Source organism: Oxalicibacterium flavum, from assembly GCF_014635065.1.
GTDB lineage: Bacteria > Pseudomonadota > Gammaproteobacteria > Burkholderiales > Burkholderiaceae_D > Oxalicibacterium > Oxalicibacterium flavum.
Genome location: NZ_BMCG01000002.1, coordinates 384,834 through 408,238, shown reverse-complemented (window position 1 = coordinate 408,238; position 23,405 = coordinate 384,834). Strand labels below are relative to the sequence as shown.

Here is a 23,405-nt window from a genome sequence, read left to right as displayed (position 1 = left end):
CTACGGCTTCGGCTGCTGCCGGCCGAACAGTCTCGCGATCCCGCTCCAGATGACGCGCCAGAAGGTCGCCAGCGCGACCATCAGCACGAAGATCAGGATCGCGGCCGCCATCCGGACGATCTCGTAGTTGAGCGCATCGTGCGCGACAAACCAGCTGGTGATGGCGCCGCCGGCCACCAGCAAACCTCTGACGACTATGTCCAGCATCCCATTCTCCCATCGCTTGCAATGGAGACAGCATGCGCCTGCACGCAGCCGGGAAACCGGATGTAGATCAAATTTCCTGCAGAACGCAGGGCGAAGGCGGGCGGCCGGGAGGTTCCAAACCTCGATGATATTGATTAATTTCAATACGAACGATTTGACATCGCATAAATTGCTTCGTTAATATGGCACGCTGGCAAGACGGCACCAGCCGGCTTGCCTGTCCATTCATCCGCAACGAGGAGCCGCGATGCAGCTTGCAATCGGACGGCTTGCGGCGGCGATCCTGGTCGTTGCCGGTCTATCGGCGTCCTTCTCCATCCGTGCCGAAACCACCTGGGAGCGCATCCAGCGCACCGGCGAGGTCCGCATCGGTTACGCCAACGAAGTGCCGTTCGCCTATGCCGATCTCGACGGCGAAGTCACCGGGGAATCGCCCGAGATCGCCAAGGCCGTCTTCGCGCGGCTCGGCATCCCGCGCGTAAAGGCGGTGCTGACCGAATGGGGCGCGCTGATTCCGGGCCTGCAGGCCAATCGCTTCGACGTCATCGCGGCCGGCATGTACATCACGCCGGACCGCATGCAGCAGGTGCTGTTCGCCGATCCGCATTACCAGCTCGACGACACGCTGCTGGTGCGCAAGGGCAATCCGCGCCGCCTGCACAGCTTTGCCGACATCGCGCGCGATCCATCGCTCAAGCTCGCCGTCATGGCCGGCACCGCCGAATACGATTACGCGATCAAGGGCGGCGTGCGCGAAAGCCAGATCCTGCAGGTGCCCAACACCATCGCGCAGTTCCAGGCCGTGAAGACGCGGCGCGCGCATGCGGCGGTCGGCACGCGCCTGACCATGAAGGACATGGCGGCCAAGAGCAAGGGGAAGATGGAAGCCGTGCTTGAATTCCACGACGATCCCGCGCACATGGGCTACGGCGCGCTGGCCTTCCGCAAGAGCGACCAGGACCTGCGCGATGTGGTCAACGCTGCGTTGCGCGAGTGGATAGGCAGCGACGAACACATGCAAACCGTCGCGCCGTTCGGCTTCGACCGCTCGAACCTGACCGAACGCAGGCTGGCGGACTGGGAGCAGCCATGATGCGTGCGCATTCCTCGGCTTTACCGGCATTGGGTGATGGGACAGGCGCATGATGGAACTGCTGCCGCTGCTGCTCAAGGGCGTACTCGTCACGCTCGAAATCACGCTGCTCGCATCGCTGCTGGCGGTGGTCATGGCCTTCGCCGCCGCGCTTGCCAAGCTGTCGCGCTGGCGCGGCCTGCGCTGGCTGGCCAACGTCTATATCGAAGTTTTCCGCGGCACCTCGCTGCTGGTGCAGTTGTTCTGGCTGTACTACGTATTGCCGCTGCCGCCGTTCAATGTCGAGATGGGTTCCTTCACGGTCGCCGTGCTCGGGCTCGGGCTGCACATCGGCGCCTATGGCGCGGAAGTCATGCGCGGCGCCCTGCAGAGCGTGCCGCGCGGACAGATCGAGGCCGCCATCGCGCTCAACATTCCGCCGCTGCGGCGCTTCCTGCGCATCGTGCTGCCGCAGGCGCTGGTCAACGCGATTCCGCCGGCGACCAATCTGCTGATCGAACTGCTGAAGGGCACGGCGCTGGTGTCGCTGATCACGATGGCCGATCTGACCTTCCGCGCCAACCAGCTGGTGCAGCTGACCTTCCAGAGCCGTGAGATCTTCGGCATCACGCTGCTGCTGTACTTCATCCTCGCGCAATGCATCAATCTCGGCATGCGCCTGCTGGCGCGCCGCTTCACGCGCGGCATCGTGCGGGAGCAGCATTGATGGAGCAGCTTGTCGATCTGGATTTCGCGTGGAGCATCCTGCCCGACCTGCTGCGGGCTGCGGTCAACACCGTGGTCATCACGCTGGTCGCCTTCAGCATCGCGCTGGTGCTCGGCCTGCTGCTGGCGCTGATGCGCCGCAGTCCGCTGCGCGTGCTGTCGTGGCCGGCCGCCACCGTGATCGAATTCATCCGCAGCACGCCGCTGCTGATCCAGCTCTATTTCCTGTTCTACGTGATGCCGGAATTCGGCCTGACGCTGTCGGCATGGAGCGCGGGCATCGCCGGCATCGCGCTGCACTACGCGTGCTACGCGGCGGAAGTCTATCGCGCCGGGCTCGACGGCATTCCGCGCGGCCAGTGGGAAGCCTGCAAGGCCTTGAGCATGCCGCGCCTGCATGCCTATCGCCGCGTGATCCTGCCGCAAGCGCTGCGGCCCATCGTGCCGGCGCTCGGCAACTACCTTGTGGCGATGTTCAAGGACACGCCGGTGCTGTCGGCGATCACGGTGGTGGAACTCATGCTGCAGGCCAAGAACATCGGCTCGCGCAGCTTCCGCTACCTGGAGCCGATCACCTTGGCAGGCATCTTCTTTCTCATCATCAGCATCGTGGTGGCGCTGCTGGTGCGCAGACTGGAACTTCGCCTGCAATTGCCATCCACCCAGACCAGGACCACGGCATGACGAATCCTTTGCCTTCTTCCGTTGACTCTCCCATCGTGCGTTTCCAGGGCGTGACCAAGCGTTACGGTCCGCTGACCGTGCTCGACGCGCTCGATCTCGACATCGCACGCAACGAAAAGGTGGCGCTGATCGGTCCCAGCGGCTCCGGTAAATCCACGCTGCTGCGCATGCTGATGCTGCTGGAAGACATCGACGACGGCTTGATCGAGGTTGATGGCCGTCCGCTCACGCACATGCCGGGAAACGGCAGCCTGGTGCGCGCCAGCGAACGCTGGAAGCGCGAAGGGCGCAGCCGCATCGGCATGGTGTTCCAGAACTTCAACCTGTTCCCGCACATGACGGCGCTCGAGAATGCGGCCGAAGGGCCGGTCGCCGCGCTGGGTTTGTCGAAGAAGGAAGCGCAGGCGCGCGCCGCCGAACTGCTGGAGCGCGTGGGGCTGGCCGACAAGCTCGACCACTATCCGGCGCAGCTCTCGGGCGGTCAGCAGCAGCGCGTGGCGATCGCGCGCGCACTGGCGATGCGGCCGCAGATCATGCTGTTCGACGAGGTGACTTCGGCGCTTGATCCCGAACTGTGCGGCGAGGTGTTGAACGTGATCCGTCATCTGGGCGACGAGCACGACCTGACCATGCTGATGGTCACGCACCAGATGGGCTTCGCCAAGGAATTCGCGGACCGCATCTGTTTTTTCTCGGAAGGGAAGATCGTCGAGCAGGGTACGCCGGAACAGGTGTTCGGCAATCCGCAGCACGAGCGCACGCAGTCGTTCCTGCGCGCGGTGATGGAGTCGCTGTAATTCGGCGCTGGCCGCCGGCCTTATTCCTTTTGCGCCGCTTCGGCCGCCTTGCGCCGCTGCGCCAGCCGTGCAGTCGCCAGACCAAGCTGCTTGTAGAGCCTGCCGTGTGCCGGTTCCACCGCATTGATCGCGTGATACTGGCGGTTGACCGTATCGATGTCGCCGCGAGCGATCGGTCCCGTCAGTGCCTGCTCGGGGCCGGTCTGCAACACGTTGTTGACGGTCTCGCGCACCAGCACCGACATCATCTTCTGCGCCACGTCCTGCGGAATACCGGCGCGCGCATAGGTCTGGATCGCGGTGTCGAGCAGCGTCACCAGGTAGTTGGAGGCGAACACGGCAGCCGCGTGGTAGTACACCTTGGCGTCGCGCTCGATGGGCACGAAGCGCGCGCCGATGCCGTTGAACAGCGGTGTCAGGACGTCGAGCGCGCGCCGGTCGCCTTCCACGCCGCAGTAGGTGCCGGCGAAGTCGTCGATGACCTTCTCCGGCATGGCGAAGGTGCGGATCGGATGGATGCTGGCGACCGCCGCACCCTGCGCCTGTGCCGGCGCCAGCACGGTGGACGGCAGCGCGCCGCTGCAATGGAACACCACGCTGCGGGCCGACAGCGCGCCGGTCTGTGCCAGCGCCGCGCAGCAGCCTTCGATCTGGTCGTCGGGTGCTGCGATCAGGAAGATGTCTGCCGGCCGCAGATCGCCATAGCCGCGTGCGACGCGGCCGGCGCGGATGAAGGCGGTGGCGCGACCGCCGCTGGCGACGTCGTGATTCAGGATGTCGGCCAGCAGCACGCTGTTGTGCGTGACCAGCATGCGTGCCAGCGAGCGGCCCAGCTTGCCGCAACCGATGATGGAAAGGGAAGGAATGGCGCTCATTGAAATCCCGCTGTCAGGTTGAGGAATCGAGCTGTTCCAGCGTTTCCTGCTGTTCCAGCCATTCGGTCTCCAGGTCCGCCAGTTCCCTGGTGCACCAGGCCTGGTCTGTCAGTAGCTGCTTGAGGGCATCCTTGTTGGATGCCTCGTAGATGCTTTCCTGCGCGAGCTGCGCTTCGAGATCGCTCTTGCGCGCATTGCACTTCGCCATCTGTTCCTCGAGCCGCTTGATGCGCGCGTCGATCGGCTTGCGCAGCGCGGCCAGTTTCTGGCGCTGCTCGGCTTCGAGCTTCTTCTGCTCGCGGCGGTCGATGGCCGGGGCTGCCGGCTTGCTTTCCTTCGACGCTTCGCTGGCCGCTGGCAGCGGCGCGACCGCTTCCTTGCCGGCCAGCTTGGTCTTGAACAGCCAGTCGCGATAATCGTCGAGATCGCCGTCGAACGGTTGCAGCCGGCCGTCGGCCACGATCAGGAACTGGTCGGTGGTGGCGCGCAGCAGGTGGCGATCGTGCGAGACGAGCACCAGCGTGCCTTCGAACTGCGCGAGCGCCATGGTCAGCGCTTCGCGCGTTTCGAGGTCGAGGTGGTTGGTCGGTTCGTCGAGCAGCAGCAGGTTGGGGCGCTGCCAGACGATCAGCGCCAATGCCAGGCGTGCCTTCTCGCCGCCGGAGAACGGCGCGATCGAACTGGTCGCCATGGTGCCGTCGAAGTTGAAGCTGCCGAGGAAGTTGCGCAGTTCCTGTTCGCGGGTATCGGGCGCGATGCGCATCAGATGCCACAGCGGCGATTCGTCATGCCGCAGCATCTCGACCTGGTGCTGCGCGAAGTAGCCGATCACGAGACCCTTGCCGGTATGGGCGCTGCCGTTCAGCGGCGCGATCTCGGTGGCGATGGTCTTGATCAGCGTCGATTTGCCGGCGCCGTTGACGCCGAGCAGGCCGATGCGCTGGCCGCTCTGCAGCGAGAAATTGATGCCGGAGACGATCTTCTTTTCGGTTACCGCGCCGCTCCTGGCATCTTCGCTGCGGTAGCCGGCGTCTACGTCTTCCATCACCAGCAGCGGATTGGGTGCGCTGGCCGGCTCGCGGAACTCGAACGAGAACTCGGCGGCCGCGCGCAGCGGCGCCAGTTCCTCCATCTTCGCCAGCGCCTTCATGCGGCTTTGCGCCTGGCGTGCCTTGGTGGCCTTTGCCTTGAAGCGGTCGATGAAGGACTGCAGATGCGCACGCTGCCGCTGCTGCTTCTCGAACATGCCTTGCTGCAGTTCGAGCTGCGCGGCACGCTGGCGCTCGAAGGCTGAATAGTTGCCGCTGTAGCGCTTGAGCTTGCGCTCGTCGATGTGGACGATCACGTTGACCACGCCGTCGAGGAAATCGCGATCGTGCGAGATGACGAGCAGCGTGCCTTCATAGCGCTTGAGCCAGTCCTCGAGCCAGAGGATGGCGTCGAGGTCGAGGTGGTTGGTCGGTTCGTCGAGCAGCAGCAGGTCGGAAGGGCACATCAGCGCCTGCGCCAGGTTCAGGCGCATGCGCCAGCCGCCGGAGAAACTGGCGACCGGCTGTTCCATCTGCGCCAGCGAGAAGCCGAGGCCGGTCAGCAATTGCTCGGCGCGCGAACGGACGGTATAGACGCCGGCGTCGGCCAGCGCACCGTGCAGTTCGCCGAGGCGCGTGCCATTCTCGGGTGTGTCGGGCTGGCTTTCGAGCTGCGCGAGTTCGGCTTCCAGCCGGCGCAGCGTCGTGTCGCCATCGATCGCGTAGTCGATTGCACTACGGTCGAGCGCCGGCGTTTCCTGCGCCACGTGCGCGACGCGCCAGCGCGCCGGAAAATCGACGCTGCCCTGGTCCGCATGCAGTTCGCCGCGCAGCATCGCAAACAGGCTGGACTTGCCGGCGCCGTTGGCGCCGATCAGGCCGATCTTGTCGCCCGGATTGAGGGTGACATCGACTGATTCGAGAAGCGGCTTGACGCCGCGCATGAGGGAAACCTGCTGGAAACGGATCATGAACGGTACTGAGCGACGGATAACGGTCGCGGTCTTTCAAATCAACGGGGGAAAACCAAAAACGAATGCAACGCTATGACAGCACAAGCCGTCACAGGTTGCAAAAATTATATGACGCCTGACGCTTACTGCAACTGGTCGGCCGTGATGAGGAACACCATGTCGTCGCCGGCGCTGGTGGTGACCCAAGTCAGGTCGAGGTCGGCGAAGGCGGCTTCGGCATAGGCGCGTTCGTTGCCGACTTCGACCACCAGCAGGCCGTGCGCGGTCAGCCGCGAGCGCGCGCCCTCGACGATGTTGCGCACCAGGTCCATGCCGTCCTCGCCGCCGGCCAGCGCGATCTGCGGCTCGGCCAGGTATTCGGGCGGCAGCTTGCTCATCGAGGCGGCGTTGACGTAGGGCGGATTGGTGACGATCAGATCGTATTTGCGGTCCGGCACATTGGTGTACAGGTCGGATTCGATCAGCGTGATGCGTTCCTGCAGGTCGTACTCGGCAACGTTGCGTTCGGCCACCGCCAGCGCATCGGGCGAAATATCGACGGCGTCGATCTGCGCGTTCGGGAAGGCGTCGGCCAGCAGGATCGGCAGGCAGGCCGAGCCGGTGCACAGTTCGAGGATGTTCTCGACCTTGTCCGGGTTGTTGACCCAGGGCGAGAACTGCTCGGGGATCAGTTCGGCGATGAAGGAGCGCGGCACGATCACGCGCTGGTCAACATAAAAGCGGTAGCCGCCGAGCCAGGCTTCGTTCGTGAGGTAGGCCGCCGGCAGGCGTTCGTCGGCGCGCTGGTCGATCACGCGCAGCACGGCATCAACCTCGTTCTGCAGCAGGCGCGCGTCGAAGAAGGGATCGAGCTTGTCGAGCGGCAGCTTGAGCGTATGCAGGATCAGGTAGGCGGCCTCGTCCAGCGCGTTGCTGCTGCCGTGACCGAAGAACAGGTTGGCGGTGTTGAAGCGCGTGACGGCGTAGCGCAGCAGGTCGCGGATGGTGGTGAATTCCTGGGGATGGATCGGCATGATGGCGTGTAGAGAATGGATCGGGGCGCAAGCGGCAGGCAGCACGAGCATAGCGCATCTGCCTGCCGTGGAAAGGATTTACAGCAGCAGGTTTTCCATCGTGCGCCGATAGATGTTCTTCAGCGGATCGATGAAGCGCACTTCGATGTGTTCGTCGATCTTGTGGATGCTGCCGTTGGGCGGGCCGAACTCGATGACCTGCGGGCAGATGCGCGCGATGAAACGGCCGTCCGAGGTGCCGCCGGTGGTCGAGAGTTCGGTGGCGACGCCGGTTTCGCTCTGGATGGCGGCTGCCATTGCTTCGCTGAGCGTGCCCTTGGGCGTCAGGAACGGATGGCCACCGACGGTCCATGCCAGGTCGTAGTCGAGCTGGTGGCGGTCGAGGATCGCGTGTACGCGCTGCTGCAGGCTTTCCACCGTGCTGGCGGTGCAGAAACGGAAGTTGAAATCCACCACCACGCTGCCCGGAATGACGTTGGAGGCGCCGGTGCCGGCATGGATGTTGGATACCTGCCACGAGGTCGGCAGATAGTATTCGTTGCCGTCGTCCCATTTCTCGGCGACCAGCTCCGCCAGTGCCGGCGCCAGTTCGTGCACCGGGTTGCGCGCCAGTTGCGGATAGGCGATGTGGCCCTGGATGCCTTTGACGGTCAGCCTGCCCGACATGGTGCCGCGGCGGCCGTTCTTGATGGTGTCGCCGAGCACGTTGGACGAGGTCGGTTCGCCGACCACGCAGTAGTCGAGCTGTTCGCCGCGCGCCTTCAGTGCATCGCAGACGATCACGGTGCCGTCGATGGCCGGGCCTTCCTCGTCGCTGGTGATGAGGAAACCGATCGAGCCCTTGTGATCGGGATGGGCGGCGACGAATTCCTCGGCGGCGACCACCATGGCCGCGATCGAGGTCTTCATGTCGGCCGCGCCGCGACCGTAGAGCTTGCCGTCGCGCTGGGTCGGCTCGAACGGCGGCGAGGTCCACTGCTCGAGCGGGCCGGTCGGCACCACGTCGGTGTGGCCGGCGAACACCAGCAGCGGCTGCGCGGTGCCGCGGCGCGCCCACAGGTTGGTGACGCCGCCGGATTCGATGGTTTCGCACTGGAAGCCCAGCGGTTCCAGCAGTTCGATCAGGCGGGTCTGGCAGCCTTCGTCGCGTGGCGTGACGGAGGACAGGGAAATCAGTTCTTCGGTCAGGGCGAGCGTCTTGCTCATGATGGTCATTTCTTGAAAATCTGTTGATAGGCATCGGCCGAGAAGCCGACGCTGGTCTGGCCGGCGCCGGTCAGCACCGGCCGCTTGATGACGGAGGGCGCTTCGAGCATCAGCGCGACGGCGCTGGCATCGTCGGTGATCGCGGCCTTCTGTTCGTCCGGAATCTTGCGCCAGGTCGTGCCCTTGCGGTTGATCAGCGTGTCGCGTGGCACGTCCTGCAGCCAGCCCGCGACGAGCGCGGCGGTGATGCCGTTCTTCTTGAAGTCGTGGAAGGTGTAGTCGATGTCGTTGGTTTCGAGCCAGGTGCGCGCCTTCTTGACGGTGTCGCAGTTGGGAATGCCGTACAGGGTGATGGTCATGGGATTACATCTTGAGGGTGAATTCGGTGAAGCTGGCGCCTTCTTCCTGCGGTGGCGCGTCGTCTTCCGGCTTCCTGCCGTTGTTGTTGATGAGCCAGAACAGGTTGCTGGCCGAATCGGCATGCGCAAGCGCCTCTTCCTGACTGACGATGCCGTCCTGGATCAACTGCATGAGCGCCTGCTCGAAGGTTTGCGAACCCGGCGACATGCTGTTGTCGATGGCGTCCTTGATCTGCGCCAGTTCGCCCTGTTCGATCAGTTCAGCCACGTGACGCGTGTTCATCATGACTTCCACCGCCGCACGCCGTGTGCCGTCAACGGTGCCGACCAGCCGCTGCGAGACGATCGCGCGCAGCGTCGAGGACAGATCGCTGAGCAGCGACTGGCGATGCTCGAGCGCGAAGAAGTTGATGATGCGCATCAGCGCCTGATAACTGTTGTTCGCGTGCAGGGTGGCGACCACCAGATGGCCGGACTGCGCATAGGCGAGGGCGGCCGACATGGTTTCCTTGTCGCGGATCTCGCCGATCAGGATGCAGTCCGGCGCCTGCCGCAGCGCGTTGCGCAACGCCACCGACAGGTCGCGCGAATCGCTGCCGATCTCGCGCTGGTTGACGATGGATTTCTTGTTGCGGAACAGGAATTCGATCGGGTCCTCGAGCGTCAGGATATGCCCGGTGCGCTGTGCATTGCGATGATCGAGCATGGAAGCGATGGTGGTCGATTTGCCGGAACCTGTGGCACCGACGACCAGCAGCAGGCCGCGTTTTTCGAGGATCAGTTCGGAAAGAATCGGTGGCAGCAGCAGGCTGTCCAAAGGAGGAATGTCGCCCGGAATGTAGCGCAGCACGGCCGAGATGCTGCCGCGCTGACGGAAGGCCGAGAGCCGGAAACTGCCGACGCCCGACACCGGAATACCGATGTTGAGCTCATTGTCGCGTTCCAGTTCTTCCAGCCTGGCAGGCGACACCACTTCCCTGAGCAGGGCCATGACGCCGGCCTGATCGAGCCTGGTCTGATTCACGGGAATCAACTGGCCGTTGATCTTGATATGGATCGGCGAATTGACGGCAATGAAAAGGTCGGATGCCGCCTTTTCCTTCATCAAGAGAAACAACCGATCCATTGCCATGCTTGCTCCCGCTTTTCAGGTAGGTGAGATCAGGACGAGGCGTCGCCGCCGCGATCTTAGTCGCGCAGCAGTTCGTTGATCGCGGTCTTGGAGCGCGTCTGCGCGTCAACCTTCTTGACGATTACGGCGCAGTACAGGCTGTACTTGCCATCGGCCGACGGCAGGTTGCCCGACACCACGACCGAGCCGGCCGGGATGCGGCCATAGCTGACTTCGCCGGTGGCGCGGTCGTAGATCTTGGTCGATTTGCCGATGTAGACGCCCATCGAGATCACCGAGTTTTCCTCGACGATCACGCCTTCGACGATCTCGGAGCGCGCGCCGATGAAGCAGTTGTCCTCGATGATGGTCGGGTTGGCCTGCATCGGTTCCAGCACGCCGCCGATGCCGACGCCGCCCGACAGGTGGACGTTCTTGCCGATCTGTGCGCAGGAACCGACGGTGGCCCAGGTATCGACCATGGCGCCTTCATCGACGTAGGCGCCGATGTTGACATAGGACGGCATCAGCACCACGTTCTTGCCGATGAAGCTGCCGTGGCGTGCCACGGCGGGCGGCACCACGCGGAAACCGCCGGCCGCGAAATCGGCCTCGGTGTAGTTGGCGAACTTGGTCGGTACCTTGTCGTAGAACTGCATGTTGCCGCCGGCCGGCAGGGCCACGTTGTCCTCGAGACGGAACGACAGCAGCACGGCCTTCTTGATCCACTGATTGACGATCCATTCGCCGTTGATCTTCTGCGCCACGCGCAGCGTGCCCTTGTTAAGTTCCTCGATGACGGCGGCGACGGCATTGCGCACGTCGGCAGGCGCGTTCTTGGGCGAGAAATCGGCACGGTTTTCCCAGGCCTGGTCGATCAGTTGTTCGAGTTGTTGAGTCATGTCCTAGCTTCTTCGTTGATGAGTGAAAAGGGTGAAGTGGTAAGTGAAACCGGCGGGCGCGTCAGCCTGCCAGCTTCTTGCAGAAGGTGACGATGCGCTGCGCGGCTTCCAGGCATTCGTCAACCTCGGCCACCAGCGCCATGCGCACGCGGTTGGTGCCGGGATTGATGCCGTGCGCCTCGCGGCCCAGATAGCTGCCCGGCAGAACCGTCACATTATATTCGGCATACAGGCGCTTCGCGAACTCGACGTCGCTGATGTTCGCCAGCTTGTCGACACGGGCCCACAGATAGAAACCGGCGTCCGGCAGTTCGACGTCCAGCACTTCCTGCAGCAGCGGCGTGACCTGCCTGAACTTGGCGATGTACTTCTGGCGGTTGTCGATCACGTGCTGTTCATCGTTCCAGGCCGCGATCGAGGCGCTCTGCACGGAAGGACTCATGGCGCTGCCGTGGTAGGTGCGGTAGAGCAGGAATTTCTTGAGGATGGCCGCATCGCCGGCGACGAAGCCCGAGCGCATGCCCGGCACGTTGGAGCGCTTGGACAGGCTGGAAAATCCGATCAGGCGCGGATAGCCGGTGCGGCCCAGCTTGTGCGCGGCTTCCAGGGCGCCCAGCGGCGCTTCGTCCTTGAAGTAGATTTCCGAATAGCATTCGTCGGCCGCGATCACGAAGCCGTAACGGTCCGACAGTGCGAACAGTTCCTTCCAGTCGTCCAGCGTCAGTACCGCGCCGGCCGGGTTGCCGGGCGAGCAGACGTAGAGCAGTTGCACGCGCGCCCATGCCTCGGGCGTGACGGCCGAAAAGTCGGGCGCGAAATTGCGCTGCGGATCGCAGTTGACGAAATACGGCTCGGCGCCGGCCAGATAGGCCGCGCCTTCATAGATCTGGTACAGCGGGTTGGGGCAGACCACCAGCGCCTTGCTGTTCGGATCGATCACGGTCTGCGCGAGGGCAAACAGGGCTTCGCGCGAGCCGTTGACCGGCAGCACCTGGGTGGCCGCGTCGAGTGCCGGCAGACCGTAGCGGCGTTCGAGCCAGTGGGCGATGGTCTGGCGCAGCGCGTCGCTGCCGGCGGTGGTCGGATAGCTCGCCAGGCCGTCCAGGTGATCGGCCAGCGCCTGCTTGATGAAGGCCGGCGTCGGATGACGCGGTTCGCCGATGCCGAGGCTGATCGGACCGTAGGTAGGATCGGGCTGGACGCCGGCGAAGAGTTGCTTGAGTTTTTCGAACGGGTAGGGCTGGAGCTGGTTCAGAAGAGGATTCACGGCTGATCGCGGCAGAATGAAGGTGGAGGCCCGGCGGGCAGGATTCGGATTGGCAACATTATACCGTTGGCGGCGTTCTTATTTAGGCATGCCTGACCTGGACGTGCCATTTGCCGCCGCCGATTGTATTTCAGCCTCTTTTCATTGCATCAAATGCTATGATTAGGCCCTTTCAAGCCCCGCCGAAGGACGCGACGCGGGCTCATCAGCCGTCCCGTTCGTTCGGGCGGAGCGATTGAATTCTTGCTGTATATCCTGGGAACGGTCGATAACGTGCGTTTAACTTCCATCAAACTGTCCGGATTCAAGTCGTTCGTGGATCCAACCAATTTTCAGGTGCCGGGCCAACTGGTCGGGGTGGTTGGGCCGAACGGCTGCGGCAAATCCAACATCATCGATGCGGTGCGCTGGGTACTGGGCGAATCCAAGGCGTCCGAACTGCGCGGCGAGTCCATGCAGGACGTCATCTTCAACGGCACCACCAACCGCAAGCCGGCCGGCCGCTCCTCGGTCGAACTGGTGTTCGACAACAGCGACGGCAAGGCCGCCGGCCAGTGGAGCCAGTACGCCGAGATCGCAGTCAAGCGCACGCTGACGCGAGACGGCACCTCGACCTACTACATCAACAACCAGGCGGTGCGCCGCCGTGACATCCAGGACATCTTCCTCGGCACCGGCCTCGGCCCGCGCGCCTACGCCATCATCGGCCAGGGCATGATCTCGCGCATCATCGAGGCGCGTCCCGAGGAACTGCGCATCTTCCTCGAGGAAGCCGCCGGCGTGTCCAAGTACAAGGAACGCCGCCGCGAGACGGAAAACCGGCTGCACGACACGCGCGAAAACCTGCTGCGCGTGGAAGACATCCTGCGCGAACTCAACACCAATCTCGAAAAGCTGCAGGGCCAGGCTGCCGTCGCGCAGAAATTCCACGAACTTCAGGCCGAGCAGGACGAGAAGCAGAAGCTGCTGTGGCTGCTGCGCAAGAACGAAGCCAAGACCGAGCAGGAAAAATTCTTCCGCGACATCGAAAAGGCGCAGATCGAACTCGAGGAACAGACCGCCAAGCTGCGCCACGTCGAAGCCGAACTCGAACACATGCGGCAGGCGCACTATGCGGCCGGCGACCGCATGCACCAGGCGCAGGGCCATCTGTACCAGACCAATTCCGAGATCGGCAGCCTGGAAGCGCAGATCAAGTTCGTCATCGAATCGCGCACGCGCCTGCAGTCGCAGTTGAATTCGCTGACCGCACAGCGCGACCAGTGGCAGCGCCAGGGTTCGCAATACCAGGAGGACCTGGCCGAAGCCGAAATCCAGCTCGAGGAACAGGCGATGCGCGTCGAGCAGGCGCAGGAAGTCGCGCAGCGCGAAGGCGAGCGCATTCCGGAACTCGAGCAGGCATGGCGCGAGGCGCAACTGAAGACCACCGAATCGCGCGGCCGCATCATGCAGGCGCAGCAGCAGATCGAGCTCGAATCGGCGCACCAGCGCAACGCCTCGGGCATTCTCGCCAATCTGGCGACGCGCCGCGAACGCCTGATGCAGGAAAAGCAGGGCCTGAACCTGCCGGATTCCACGCATCTGTCCAACCTGAAGATGCAGCTCGAGGAAAAGCAGGCCACGCTCGAAGAAGCGACCGCCCAGCTCGAGGAAGCGCAGGAGCAGTTGCCGAAGCTGGAAGAAGAACGCCGCACCGCCCAGCAGCAGGTCAACACCGAAACCGCCAACAACGCCCAGCTCGAGGCGCGCCTTGCTGCACTCAAGCAGTTGCAGGAAAACGTGCAGACGCAGGGCAAGGTGCAGCCGTGGCTGCAGAAGCACGAACTCGGCGACCTGCCGCGCCTGTGGCAGAAGCTGCAGATCGACCAGGGTTGGGAAACTGCGCTCGAAGCCGTGCTGCGCGAACGCACCTCGGCGCTCGAAGTCTCGAATCTCGACTGGGCCAAGGCCTTCTTCAATGACGCGCCACCGGCCAAGCTCGCGCTGTTCTCGCCGAATGCGGCGGTCGGCGCAGCGGCCGAAGCGGCGCCTGGGCTCAAACCCTTCCTCAGCCTGCTGCAGCTCAACGATCCGGGCCTGCGCGCATTGATGCAGGACTGGCTGCACAACGTCTATGTCGCCGACGACACGGCGGCCGCCTTCGTTGACCGCAGCAAGCTGCCGGCAGGCGCCTGCTTCGCGACGAAGCAGGGCCACGTGATCGGCCGCTCGAGCGTGCGCTTCTATGCATCGGATTCCGAGCAGGACGGCATGCTGGCGCGCCAGCAGGAAATCGAGAACATCACCAAGCAATTGCGCGCGCAGCAGATGCTGGCCGACGAGGCCAGGTCGCGCTCGGTGCGTGCCGAATCCGCACTGACGCAGGCCACGCAGCGCCTGCAGGAAATCCGCCAGCGCGTGGGTACGCTGACGCAGGCCGTGCACGGCTTGCAGATCGACGTCATGAAGCAGTCGGAAGTGCAGGAACGCTTCAACCAGCGCAGTTCGCAGATTGCCGCCGACCTCGAGGAAATCGCCGCGCAGGAAGCCGAGCAGCAGCAGGTCCGTGCCGAGTCGGAAGCCAAGTTCGAGCAGCTCGACGCCGAACTGGCCGAATTGCAGGAAACCCACGAGAACGGCCAGACCGATTACCTGACCAAGGAACAGCAGTTGAACGATGCGCGCCAGCGCGTGCGCGAACTCGAACGCGCGGCGCAGGAAGCCGAGTTCTCGGAAAAATCGCAGCGCAACAAGATCGAGGAATTGAAACGCAGCATCGCCACCGCGCTCGAGCAGGCGGCGCAGTTGTTCGCCAACATGCAGCAGGGCTCGCTGGAACTCGAAAGCCTGGACGACCAGGCGGCGCAGGCCGGCCTGCAGACGCTGCTCGACAAGCGTTCCGAGCAGGAACGCGCGCTGGCCGATGCACGCCACGAACTCGACCAGCTGACGCAGACCCTGCGCGGCCACGACGAGGCGCGCATGCAGGCAGAACGCAGCCTGCAGCCGATCCGCGACCGCATCACCGAACTGCAGCTGAAGGAGCAGGCGGCGCGCCTGAATCAGGAACAGTACGCGCAACAGCTGGCCGAGGCGCAGGCCGACGAAGCCGCGCTGGCCGAGAAGCTGAACCCGGACATGCGGCCGTCCTATCTGCAGGGCGAGGTCACGCGCCTGACCAATGCGATCGCGGCACTGGGCGCGGTCAACCTGGCGGCGCTCGACGAACTGGCGGCGGCCTCCGAGCGCAAGAACTTCCTCGATGCGCAGAATGCCGACCTGACCGAGGCGATCACCACGCTGGAAGATGCGATCGCCAAGATCGACAAGGAAACGCGCGAACTGCTGCAGGACACCTTCGACAAGGTCAACAAGCATTTCGGCGAACTGTTCCCGATCCTGTTCGGCGGCGGCCAGGCCAAGTTGATCATGACCGGCGAAGAGATTCTCGATTCCGGCGTGCAGGTCATGGCGCAGCCGCCGGGCAAGAAGAACGCGACCATCCACCTGCTGTCGGGTGGCGAGAAGGCGCTGACGGCGACCGCGCTGGTGTTCTCGATGTTCCAGCTGAATCCGGCACCGTTCTGTCTGCTCGACGAGGTCGATGCACCGCTGGACGATGCCAATACCGAGCGCTTCTGCAACATGGTCAAGCGCATGTCGTCGCACACGCAGTTCCTCTTCATCTCGCACAACAAGATCGCGATGGAGATGGCGCAGCAGCTGATCGGCGTGACCATGCAGGAGCAGGGCGTTTCGCGTATCGTGGCCGTGGATATGGAGTCGGCGGCCGACTTTGCGACTGCCTGACGATGAATGCGCACGTGAAGATGGAACCAACGATGGCGGGACGGACGACGGCAGGTGTTGCGTCGGCCGGCCCGCTTTGTAATACTTTCTCCCAATGCAATACGGAATGCGCGGCGTCCCATCCATGGACAGAGCGCCGTTCCGCGGAAACCGGACAATCATGAAACGATCTGTTTTTTATACGGGCGCAAGTGCTGCGCCGCTTCTCTGCGCGACGGGCGGTGCCGCATGACCGATCTTCAACTGAGCCTGATCGTCATCGGCGGCGTGATCGTCGTCGGTGTCGTTGCCTACAACAAGTGGCAGGAGCACAAGGCGAAAAAGAGCGTGGAACGCGCCTTTTCGTCTTCGCATGACGACGTGCTGATGGGCGCTGGCAGCCTGCCTGTCGGCGAACGTCAGGAGCCGCATCTGTCGCAGGCCGATCTCGATGCCGTGCAGCAGGAAGGCGCGGCGCAGGATGTGCCGGCCGATGTTTCCGCCGACGCGCCGCTGGAAGCACCGGCGCCGGTTGACAACCTGCAACTGGCCGAGGAACGCGAACTGCCGGTCGATTATCTGATCGACTGCACGGTGCCGCTGGCGCTGAACGCGCAGCTGCGCGGCGAGAAGGTGCTGGCCGCCACGCAGTCGCTGCGTTCGGTGGGCGGCAAGCCGATCCATTTCGTCGGCCAGCGCGCCGATGGCGGCTGGGAAGCCATCACCCATGGCAGCGTCTATGTCTCGCTGATGGCCGGCGTGCAGCTTGCCAACCGCAACAATGCGCTCAACGAGCTCGAATATTCGGAATTCGTCATGCGCCTGCGCCAGATCGCCGACGAATTCGATGCCGATCCCGATGTGCCCGACATGACCGAGGTGATGACGACCGCGCGTTCGCTGCATCATTTTGTCGCCGAACACGATGCCAAGCTCGGCATCAATGTGCAGTCCAACGGCGCGCCATGGTCGGTGACCACGCTGCTGTCGGCGCTCGAGCGCCAGGGTTTCGACGTGCGCCCGGAAGGCCGGCTGGTGATGCCGGACGGCGACGGCGGTGTGCTGTTCTCGCTGTCGACCAACGTCACGCTGGCCGAGGAAACCACCAGCCGCCTGACGCTCCTGCTCGACGTGCCGGCAGTCAGCCCGCAGCGCGAAGGCTTTGCGGCGATGGTCGCCTGCGCACGTTCGCTGGCCTCGCGCCTCGACGGCACGGTAGTTGACGACGGCGGTCAGCCGCTGTCGGAAGCCGCCCTGGCCGAAATCTCGGGCCAGATCGATGCCTTCTATGCCGACATGGAATCGTCCGAGATTCCAGCCGGTTCCACGCGGGCGCTGCGTTTGTTCAATTAAAGAAGATGCAATCGGATTTTTTCTCTGCCGGATCGCAGGACACGCCGGCAGTGCCGGATGCCGGCGATCCGCCGGCGCGTGCCGCCTGGCTGCGCCACGAACTCAATCGTCACAACTACGCCTATCACGTGCTCGACGCGCCGACGATTCCGGACGCCGAGTACGACAAGCTGTTCCGCGAACTTCAGGAAATCGAGGCCGCCCATCCCGAACTGCTGGTGCACGATTCGCCCACGCAGCGCGTCGGTGCACTGGCGCTGTCGGCATTCCCGCCGGTCACGCATTCGGTGCCCATGCTGTCGCTGGGCAACGGCTTCGAGGACGAGGACATCGTCAATTTCGACCGCCGCGTCAGCGAAGGACTGGCAAGCCTGCAGGACGTCGAGTACGCGACTGAACTCAAGTTCGACGGCCTGGCGATCAACCTGCGCTATGAAAACGGCCTGCTGGTCGAGGCTGCCACGCGCGGCGACGGCAGCACCGGCGAGAACGTCACCGCCAACATCCGCACCATCCGCGCGATTCCGCTGCGCCTGCATACCGACCATCCGCCGACGGTGATCGACATTCGCGGCGAGGTCATGATGTACAAGGACGACCTCGTCAAGCTCAATACGCGCCAGCGCGAAGCGGGCGCCAAGGAATTCGCCAATCCGCGCAATGCGGCCGCCGGCAGCCTGCGCCAGCTCGATTCGCGCATCACGGCGCAGCGCACGCTGCGCTTCTTCGCGTACGGTGTCGGCTTGCTGGAAGGTGCGGAGATGCCGCCTTCGCATTCGGCGCTGCTCGACTGGTATGCGGACATGGGTGTGCCGGTCTGCGCCGAGCGCGCGGTGGTGCACGGCGCACAGGGCTTGCTGGATTTCTATCGCGGTATCGGCGACAAGCGCGCCAGCCTGCCGTACGAAATCGACGGCGTGGTCTATAAGGTCAACCGCGCCGACCAGCAGCGCCAGCTCGGCTTCGTGTCGCGCGCGCCGCGCTACGCGATCGCGCACAAGTTTCCGGCGCAGGAAGCGCTGACCACGGTGCAGGACATCGAGGTGCAGGTCGGCCGCACCGGCGCCATCACGCCGGTGGCGCGCCTGGCGCCGGTGCTGGTCGGTGGCGTGACCGTGACCAACGCCACGCTGCACAACGAGGACGAGGTGCGGCGCAAGGACATCCGCATCGGCGATACGGTCGCGGTGCGCCGCGCCGGCGACGTGATTCCGGAAGTGCTGTCCTTCGTGCCCGAACTGCGTCCGGCCGACGCGCGCGAATTCGTGATGCCGACGCATTGCCCGGTCTGCGGCTCGCCCGTGATACGGCCCGAAGACGAGGCGATTGCGCGCTGCTCGGGCGGCTGGGTCAAGTGCGCGGCGCAGCGCAAGGGCGGCCTGCTGCATTTCGTCTCGCGTCGCGCGATGGACGTCGAAGGGCTGGGCGACCAGCTCGTCGAGCAACTGGTGGACAAGCGCATCATCACGACCGCGGCCGATCTCTACAAGATTGGTTTCCGTGCGCTGGCCGAGCTCGACCGCATGGCCGACAAGTCGGCACAGAACGTGATGGCGGCGCTGGAAAAATCGAAGGCGACCACGCTGGCGCGTTTCGTCTATGCGCTTGGCATCCGTCATGTCGGCGAGGCGACCGCCAAGGAACTGGCGCGCCACTTCGGCAATCTCGACGCGATCCTGACGGCCAGCGAGGAACAGTTGCTGGAAGTGGCCGACATCGGCCCGGTGGTGGCAGCTTCCATCCGCAGCTTTCTCGACGATCCGATGAACATGGAACTGATCGAGCAGCTGCGCGCGGCCGGCGTACACTGGCCGGAGCACGTGGTGGAACGTGCGGTAAAGCCGCTGGCCGGCAAGACCTTCGTACTGACCGGTACGCTGCCGACGCTCAAGCGCGACGAAGCTGCGCACCGCATCGAGGAAGCCGGCGGCAAGGTGGCCGGTTCGGTCTCCAAGAAAACGCATTACGTGGTGGCCGGCGAGGAAGCCGGCAGCAAGCTCGCCAAGGCCGAGGAACTGGGCATTGCGATCCTCGACGAAGACGCGCTGCTCGCCTTGCTGGCCGAAGCCGGAAGCGCAGATGCCGCCGGTGTCAGCACAGACGCAGCACAGGAGGAAAAATGACAGTACGCGACATCCTGAAGATGGGCGACCCGCGCCTGCTGCGCATCGCCGAGCCGGTCACGCAATTCGACACGCCCGAGCTGCATGCGCTGATCGCCGACATGTTCGACACCATGCACGCTGCCAACGGGGCCGGCCTTGCCGCACCGCAGATCGGCGTCAACCTGCGCGTGGTGATCTATGGCTTCAAACAGAACGTGCGTTACCCGGAAGCACCACCGGTGCCGGAAACGGTGCTGATCAATCCCGTCCTGCGGCCATTGCATGCCGAACGCGAGGATGGCTGGGAAGGCTGCCTGTCGGTGCCCGGCATGCGCGGCGTGGTGCCGCGCTTCTCGACCCTGCATTACGAAGGTTTCGACCAGTTCGGCAATCCGATCAGCCGCGATGCCGACGGTTTCCATGCGCGCGTGGTGCAGCACGAATGCGACCACCTCGACGGCATTCTCTATCCGATGCGCATCGAGGATTTCAGCCGTTTCGGCTTCACGGAAGTCCTGTTTCCCGAACTAGACCCCAACGAGGACGATTGACGCGTTTGCTCCAGTCCTCTGCTAGAACTGCTCATCCTCGCGCAGATAGCGCCATTGTCCGGTCGGCAGATCGCCGAGCTTGACGCGGCCAATACGCACGCGCTTGAGGCCAAGCACCTTCAGTCCGACCATCTCGCACATGCGGCGAATCTGCCGCTTCTTGCCTTCGCGCAGGATGAAGCGCAGTTGATCCTCGTTCTGCCAGCTGACCTTGGCCGGCAGCAGTTTCTTGCCGTCGAGCGAGAGGCCGTGATTCAGGCGCCTGAGATCGGCGTCCGGCAGGCGGCCCGGCTTGCCGTACTGCACGCGCACCAGGTATTCCTTTTCGATCTCGGTATCTTCGCCAATGAGTTTTTTGGCGACGCGGCCATCCTGCGTCAGCACCAGCAGACCGACCGAATCGATGTCGAGGCGGCCGGCCGGGACCAGGCTGCGCAGTTGCGTCGGGTGGAATTGCACGGGTGCCTTGTCGTCACTCCAGCGTGTATTGGCATTGACCAGCGCCACCGCCGGCTTGTAGCCGTCCTCGGCCTGGCCGCTGACGTAGCCGACCGGCTTGTTGATGAGAATGGTGACGCGCTTGCTCTGTTCGGCGGCTGCCTGGCGTTCGACGCTCACGCGCTGCGAGGGCAGGACCTTGGTGCCGAGCTCGGAGACGACCTTGCCATCGACACGCACCCAGCCGCGCGCGATCCATTCGTCGGCTTCGCGGCGCGAGCACAGGCCCAGTTCTGACATGCGTTTGGAGAGGCGGTAGGGTTCGGTCATGGTTGCAGTTGGAATCGCGGCGCCAAGACGGCGCCGTATGTGTTTCAGGTGGAAGCTGTAGGTCAGATGCGCAGCACGTCGAGCAGGTCGCTTTCGAGCTGGATCTGGCTGCGCGGATTGTCGAGCACCGCGCCGTCGATCAGGAAGATATCCTCGACGCGTTCGCCGAGCGTCATGATCTTGGCGGTGTGCAGGTTGACCTTGTAGCGTGCCAGCACATTGGCGATCGAATATAGCAGACCGTTGCGGTCGTTGGCCGAAACTGTCAGCAGGTATTGCTGGCCACGTTCGTCGGGACGCAGATCGACCAGCGGCGTGGCGGGAAAGTTGCGCGACAGGCGCGACAGGCGGCCGCAGCACGGCGCCGGTAGCGCGCCCTGTGCGCGCAGCGCCTCGCCGAGCTCGTGCTCGATCAGGCTGATCAGGTCGCGGTAATTGTCGGCAAAGGTCGGATCGCTGATCAGGAAGGTGTCGAGCGCGTAGCCATGCCGGGTCGTATGAATCTTGGCATCGAGAATGCTGAAGTTCTTGCCGTCGAAATAGCTGCAGATGCGTGCGAACAAATCCGACCGGTCCTTCAGATAGACGGTGACCTGCAGGCCTTCGCCGATGGGAGCGATGCGGCATTTGACGACGGGCGTCTCGCTGTCGATGCGGTCGTGCAGCACGCGTGTCTGCCAGGCGATGTCGGAAGCATCGTGCCGCAGGAAATACACGACGTCGAGCTGGGCCCAGAGCTTTTCGTGTGCATGGTCGGGCAGGCCGTACAGCCGCAAGTTCTTCAATGCCTCTTCCTGACGATTCTTCAGTTCGCGTTCGGCCGATGGCGCCTGGCCGTCGAACACGCGCGCCGTCATGTTGTAGAGGTCTTCGAGCAGCTTGCCTTTCCACGCGTTCCAGACCTTGGGGCTGGTGCCGCGGATATCGGCCACGGTCAGCAGATAGAGCGCGGTCAGGTGGCGTTCGTCCCGGACCACCTGCGCAAAATGCGCGATCACCTCGGGGTCGGAAAGGTCCTGCTTCTGCGCGACCTGCGACATCGTCAGGTGATTCTCGACGAGGAACACGACCAGTTCGGTATCTTCCTTGCTCAAGCCATGGTCGGTGCAGAAATCGTGCGCATCCTGCATGCCGAGCTGCGAGTGATCGCCGCCGCGGCCCTTGGCGATATCGTGGAACAGGGCGGCGATGTAGAGCAGCCACGGCTTCTCGAAATTGGCGGCGAGTTGGCTGCAGAATGGATATTCGTGCGCGTGTTCGCTGAGCATGAAACGGCGCACGTTGCGCACCACCATCATGATGTGCTGGTCAACCGTATAGACGTGGAACAGGTCGTGCTGCATCTGGCCGACGATGGCGCGGAAGTTCGGCAGGTAGCGGCCCAGGATGCTGGTCTGGTTCATGCGGCGCAGCGCATGGGTCACGCCCTGCGGCGCCTGCAGGATCTGCAGGAACAGCGCGCGATTGGCCGGGTCGCGGCGGAACTTGTTGTCGATCTTGAAGCGCGAATGCCAGAGCGCGCGCAGGGTGCGCGCTGTCATGTCCTTGAGCTGCGGATGCAGCGCCAGCAGCAGGAACACTTCGAGCATGGCCGATGGCGTGGTGTCGAAGGTATCGTCGGCGGCGATGTCGATGAAGCCGTTGACCTCGTTGAAGCGCTGGTTGATGGCGACCGGCGACACCATTTCCGGGAACAGGCGCGCCTCGATGTTCTGCAGCAGGATCGCGTTGAGCTGGGTGACGGCCTTGGCGGCGCGATAGTAGCGCTGCATCAGGTACTCGCTGGCGCGTCGCGTGTCGCTGTTGTGGAAGCCAATCGATTCGGCGATCGCGGTCTGTACGTCGAACACCAACCGGTCTTCGTGGCGGCCGGTGACGATGTGCAGGCGGATGCGCACTTCCTTGAGTGCGCGTTCGTTCTGCTTGAGCTGGCGCGCCTCGGTCGGCGTGATCAGGTCGCGCTCGGCGAGCTTGCGCCACGAATCGCCGAGGCCGGCTGCCTTGGCGACCCACAGGATCACCTGCAGGTCGCGCAGGCCGCCCGGGCTTTCCTTGCAATTGGGTTCGAGGCTGTAGGGTGTGTCTTCGTACTTGGCGTGGCGCTGCCGCAGTTCGAGCGTCTTGGCCTGGAAGAAGGCCTGCGCATCCATGGCGGCGTCGCAGCGCTGCTTGAGTTCCTGGAACAGCGCAGCGTTGCCGACGATCAGGCGCGCCTCGAGCAGGCTGGTCTGTACCGTGATATCCGCCTTGGCTTCGCGCAGACATTCCTCGACGGTGCGGATGCTGTGGCCGATCTCGAGGCCGATATCCCAGAACAGTTGCACCAGTTCCTCGAGCTTGCCCTGCAGTTCGGCATCCGGCTGCTCCTGCAACAGGATCAGCACATCGACGTCGGAATGCGGAAACAGTTCGCCACGTCCGTAGCCGCCGACGGCGACCAGCGCGGCACTGGGCGGCAGGCCGAACTCGGTCCAGGCACGGATCAGTGCGACATCGACCGCGTCCTTGAGCGCCCCGAGCAGTATTTCAGCCTTGCCGTTCGCCAGAAAATTGTCGATGACGGCCTGCCGACCGCTCTTGAGCTGCTGCTTGAGAGCGAGGGCAAGGGTGGGAACAAGGGCCGGGGCGGGAGCGGACAT

At 64.0% G+C, this 23,405-nt stretch carries 19 protein-coding genes; 8 read left to right on the top strand and 11 right to left on the bottom strand.

What is annotated here, in order from left to right:
• A complete protein-coding gene (locus IEV38_RS05390) occupies window positions 1–207 on the bottom strand; it encodes a hypothetical protein (protein ID WP_188395144.1) in 207 nt (68 codons plus the stop codon).
• A 247-nt stretch (window positions 208–454) separates the two neighbouring features.
• On the opposite strand from IEV38_RS05390, the gene ehuB reads away from it, so the two are divergent.
• Genes ehuB through ehuA form a run of 4 tightly spaced genes read left to right on the top strand, consistent with a single transcriptional unit; the run spans window position 455 to window position 3,486 of the window.
• A complete protein-coding gene (gene ehuB / locus IEV38_RS05385) occupies window positions 455–1,300 on the top strand; it encodes an ectoine/hydroxyectoine ABC transporter substrate-binding protein EhuB (RefSeq protein WP_188395143.1) in 846 nt (281 codons plus the stop codon).
• A gap of 49 nt (window positions 1,301–1,349) precedes the next feature.
• A complete protein-coding gene (gene ehuC, locus IEV38_RS05380) occupies window positions 1,350–2,006 on the top strand; it encodes an ectoine/hydroxyectoine ABC transporter permease subunit EhuC (RefSeq protein WP_188395142.1) in 657 nt (218 codons plus the stop codon).
• Window positions 2,006–2,689, top strand: a complete 684-nt coding sequence (gene ehuD / locus IEV38_RS05375; RefSeq protein ID WP_188395454.1) for an ectoine/hydroxyectoine ABC transporter permease subunit EhuD — start codon at window positions 2,006–2,008, stop codon at window positions 2,687–2,689. Before ehuC ends, ehuD begins: the two co-directional genes overlap by 1 nt.
• The gene (ehuA, locus tag IEV38_RS05370; RefSeq protein ID WP_308633549.1) at window positions 2,686–3,486 is read left to right on the top strand and encodes an ectoine/hydroxyectoine ABC transporter ATP-binding protein EhuA; all 801 of its coding nucleotides are present in this window, start codon (window positions 2,686–2,688) and stop codon (window positions 3,484–3,486) included. The genes ehuD and ehuA overlap by 4 nt, the downstream gene beginning before the upstream one ends.
• Window positions 3,487–3,506: 20 nt before the next feature.
• Here ehuA and IEV38_RS05365 read toward each other — a convergent pair whose 3' ends face one another.
• The 8 genes from IEV38_RS05365 to dapC all read right to left on the bottom strand — a co-directional run bounded on the left by IEV38_RS05365 (window position 3,507) and on the right by dapC (window position 12,221).
• Window positions 3,507–4,361: a Rossmann-like and DUF2520 domain-containing protein gene (locus IEV38_RS05365; RefSeq protein WP_188395141.1), complete on the bottom strand. Its 855-nt coding sequence runs from the start codon at window positions 4,359–4,361 to the stop codon at window positions 3,507–3,509.
• Between the two features lie 13 nt (window positions 4,362–4,374).
• Window positions 4,375–6,360, bottom strand: a complete 1,986-nt coding sequence (locus tag IEV38_RS05360) for an ATP-binding cassette domain-containing protein (protein ID WP_188395140.1) — start codon at window positions 6,358–6,360, stop codon at window positions 4,375–4,377.
• Window positions 6,361–6,485: 125 nt separating this feature from the next.
• A complete protein-coding gene (gene prmB / locus IEV38_RS05355; RefSeq protein ID WP_188395139.1) occupies window positions 6,486–7,376 on the bottom strand; it encodes a 50S ribosomal protein L3 N(5)-glutamine methyltransferase in 891 nt (296 codons plus the stop codon).
• Between the two features lie 78 nt (window positions 7,377–7,454).
• The gene (dapE, locus tag IEV38_RS05350; protein ID WP_188395138.1) at window positions 7,455–8,582 is read right to left on the bottom strand and encodes a succinyl-diaminopimelate desuccinylase; all 1,128 of its coding nucleotides are present in this window, start codon (window positions 8,580–8,582) and stop codon (window positions 7,455–7,457) included.
• A 5-nt stretch (window positions 8,583–8,587) separates the two neighbouring features.
• Window positions 8,588–8,941: an ArsC family reductase gene (locus tag IEV38_RS05345; protein WP_188395137.1), complete on the bottom strand. Its 354-nt coding sequence runs from the start codon at window positions 8,939–8,941 to the stop codon at window positions 8,588–8,590.
• A 4-nt stretch (window positions 8,942–8,945) separates the two neighbouring features.
• On the bottom strand, window positions 8,946–10,073 hold the full coding sequence (locus tag IEV38_RS05340) for a PilT/PilU family type 4a pilus ATPase (RefSeq protein WP_188395136.1): 1,128 nt from the start codon (window positions 10,071–10,073) through the stop codon (window positions 8,946–8,948).
• Window positions 10,074–10,129: 56 nt separating this feature from the next.
• Window positions 10,130–10,954, bottom strand: coding sequence for a 2,3,4,5-tetrahydropyridine-2,6-dicarboxylate N-succinyltransferase (dapD, locus tag IEV38_RS05335; RefSeq protein ID WP_188395135.1), 825 nt, complete (start codon window positions 10,952–10,954; stop codon window positions 10,130–10,132).
• A gap of 61 nt (window positions 10,955–11,015) precedes the next feature.
• Complete coding sequence (gene dapC, locus IEV38_RS05330; RefSeq protein WP_188395134.1) at window positions 11,016–12,221, bottom strand: succinyldiaminopimelate transaminase; 1,206 nt, start codon at window positions 12,219–12,221, stop codon at window positions 11,016–11,018.
• Between the two features lie 273 nt (window positions 12,222–12,494).
• Between dapC and smc the strand changes: the two genes are divergently transcribed.
• From smc to def, 4 genes are all read left to right on the top strand, one after another.
• Window positions 12,495–16,010, top strand: a complete 3,516-nt coding sequence (gene smc, locus IEV38_RS05325; RefSeq protein ID WP_188395133.1) for a chromosome segregation protein SMC — start codon at window positions 12,495–12,497, stop codon at window positions 16,008–16,010.
• Between the two features lie 228 nt (window positions 16,011–16,238).
• Window positions 16,239–17,342 carry a cell division protein ZipA C-terminal FtsZ-binding domain-containing protein gene (locus IEV38_RS05320; protein ID WP_188395132.1) on the top strand — a complete coding sequence of 368 codons (1,104 nt, stop codon included), beginning with the start codon at window positions 16,239–16,241 and terminating at the stop codon, window positions 17,340–17,342.
• Window positions 17,343–17,347: 5 nt separating this feature from the next.
• Window positions 17,348–19,465 carry an NAD-dependent DNA ligase LigA gene (gene ligA / locus IEV38_RS05315; protein ID WP_188395131.1) on the top strand — a complete coding sequence of 706 codons (2,118 nt, stop codon included), beginning with the start codon at window positions 17,348–17,350 and terminating at the stop codon, window positions 19,463–19,465.
• Complete coding sequence (def, locus tag IEV38_RS05310; RefSeq protein ID WP_188395130.1) at window positions 19,462–19,998, top strand: peptide deformylase; 537 nt, start codon at window positions 19,462–19,464, stop codon at window positions 19,996–19,998. Before ligA ends, def begins: the two co-directional genes overlap by 4 nt.
• A gap of 21 nt (window positions 19,999–20,019) precedes the next feature.
• Here def and IEV38_RS05305 read toward each other — a convergent pair whose 3' ends face one another.
• On the bottom strand, window positions 20,020–20,766 hold the full coding sequence (locus IEV38_RS05305) for a pseudouridine synthase (protein ID WP_188395129.1): 747 nt from the start codon (window positions 20,764–20,766) through the stop codon (window positions 20,020–20,022).
• Window positions 20,767–20,828: 62 nt separating this feature from the next.
• Window positions 20,829–23,405 (bottom strand): [protein-PII] uridylyltransferase, encoded by a 2,577-nt coding sequence (locus IEV38_RS05300; protein ID WP_188395128.1) that lies wholly within the window; start codon window positions 23,403–23,405, stop codon window positions 20,829–20,831.

Coding starts and splice junctions, on each gene's coding strand:
- dapE (WP_188395138.1), bottom strand. CDS start 8,582: ATGAGCAAGACGCTCGCCCTGACCGAAGAACTGATTTCCCTGTCCTCC.
- ligA (WP_188395131.1), top strand. CDS start 17,348: ATGCAATCGGATTTTTTCTCTGCCGGATCGCAGGACACGCCGGCAGTG.
- dapD (WP_188395135.1), bottom strand. CDS start 10,954: ATGACTCAACAACTCGAACAACTGATCGACCAGGCCTGGGAAAACCGT.
- IEV38_RS05305 (WP_188395129.1), bottom strand. CDS start 20,766: ATGACCGAACCCTACCGCCTCTCCAAACGCATGTCAGAACTGGGCCTG.
- IEV38_RS05365 (WP_188395141.1), bottom strand. CDS start 4,361: ATGAGCGCCATTCCTTCCCTTTCCATCATCGGTTGCGGCAAGCTGGGC.
- ehuA (WP_308633549.1), top strand. CDS start 2,686: ATGACGAATCCTTTGCCTTCTTCCGTTGACTCTCCCATCGTGCGTTTC.
- IEV38_RS05390 (WP_188395144.1), bottom strand. CDS start 207: ATGCTGGACATAGTCGTCAGAGGTTTGCTGGTGGCCGGCGGCGCCATC.
- prmB (WP_188395139.1), bottom strand. CDS start 7,376: ATGCCGATCCATCCCCAGGAATTCACCACCATCCGCGACCTGCTGCGC.
- def (WP_188395130.1), top strand. CDS start 19,462: ATGACAGTACGCGACATCCTGAAGATGGGCGACCCGCGCCTGCTGCGC.
- ehuD (WP_188395454.1), top strand. CDS start 2,006: ATGGAGCAGCTTGTCGATCTGGATTTCGCGTGGAGCATCCTGCCCGAC.
- IEV38_RS05340 (WP_188395136.1), bottom strand. CDS start 10,073: ATGGCAATGGATCGGTTGTTTCTCTTGATGAAGGAAAAGGCGGCATCC.
- IEV38_RS05320 (WP_188395132.1), top strand. CDS start 16,239: ATGACCGATCTTCAACTGAGCCTGATCGTCATCGGCGGCGTGATCGTC.
- IEV38_RS05300 (WP_188395128.1), bottom strand. CDS start 23,405: ATGTCCGCTCCCGCCCCGGCCCTTGTTCCCACCCTTGCCCTCGCTCTC.
- ehuC (WP_188395142.1), top strand. CDS start 1,350: ATGATGGAACTGCTGCCGCTGCTGCTCAAGGGCGTACTCGTCACGCTC.
- ehuB (WP_188395143.1), top strand. CDS start 455: ATGCAGCTTGCAATCGGACGGCTTGCGGCGGCGATCCTGGTCGTTGCC.
- IEV38_RS05360 (WP_188395140.1), bottom strand. CDS start 6,360: ATGATCCGTTTCCAGCAGGTTTCCCTCATGCGCGGCGTCAAGCCGCTT.
- IEV38_RS05345 (WP_188395137.1), bottom strand. CDS start 8,941: ATGACCATCACCCTGTACGGCATTCCCAACTGCGACACCGTCAAGAAG.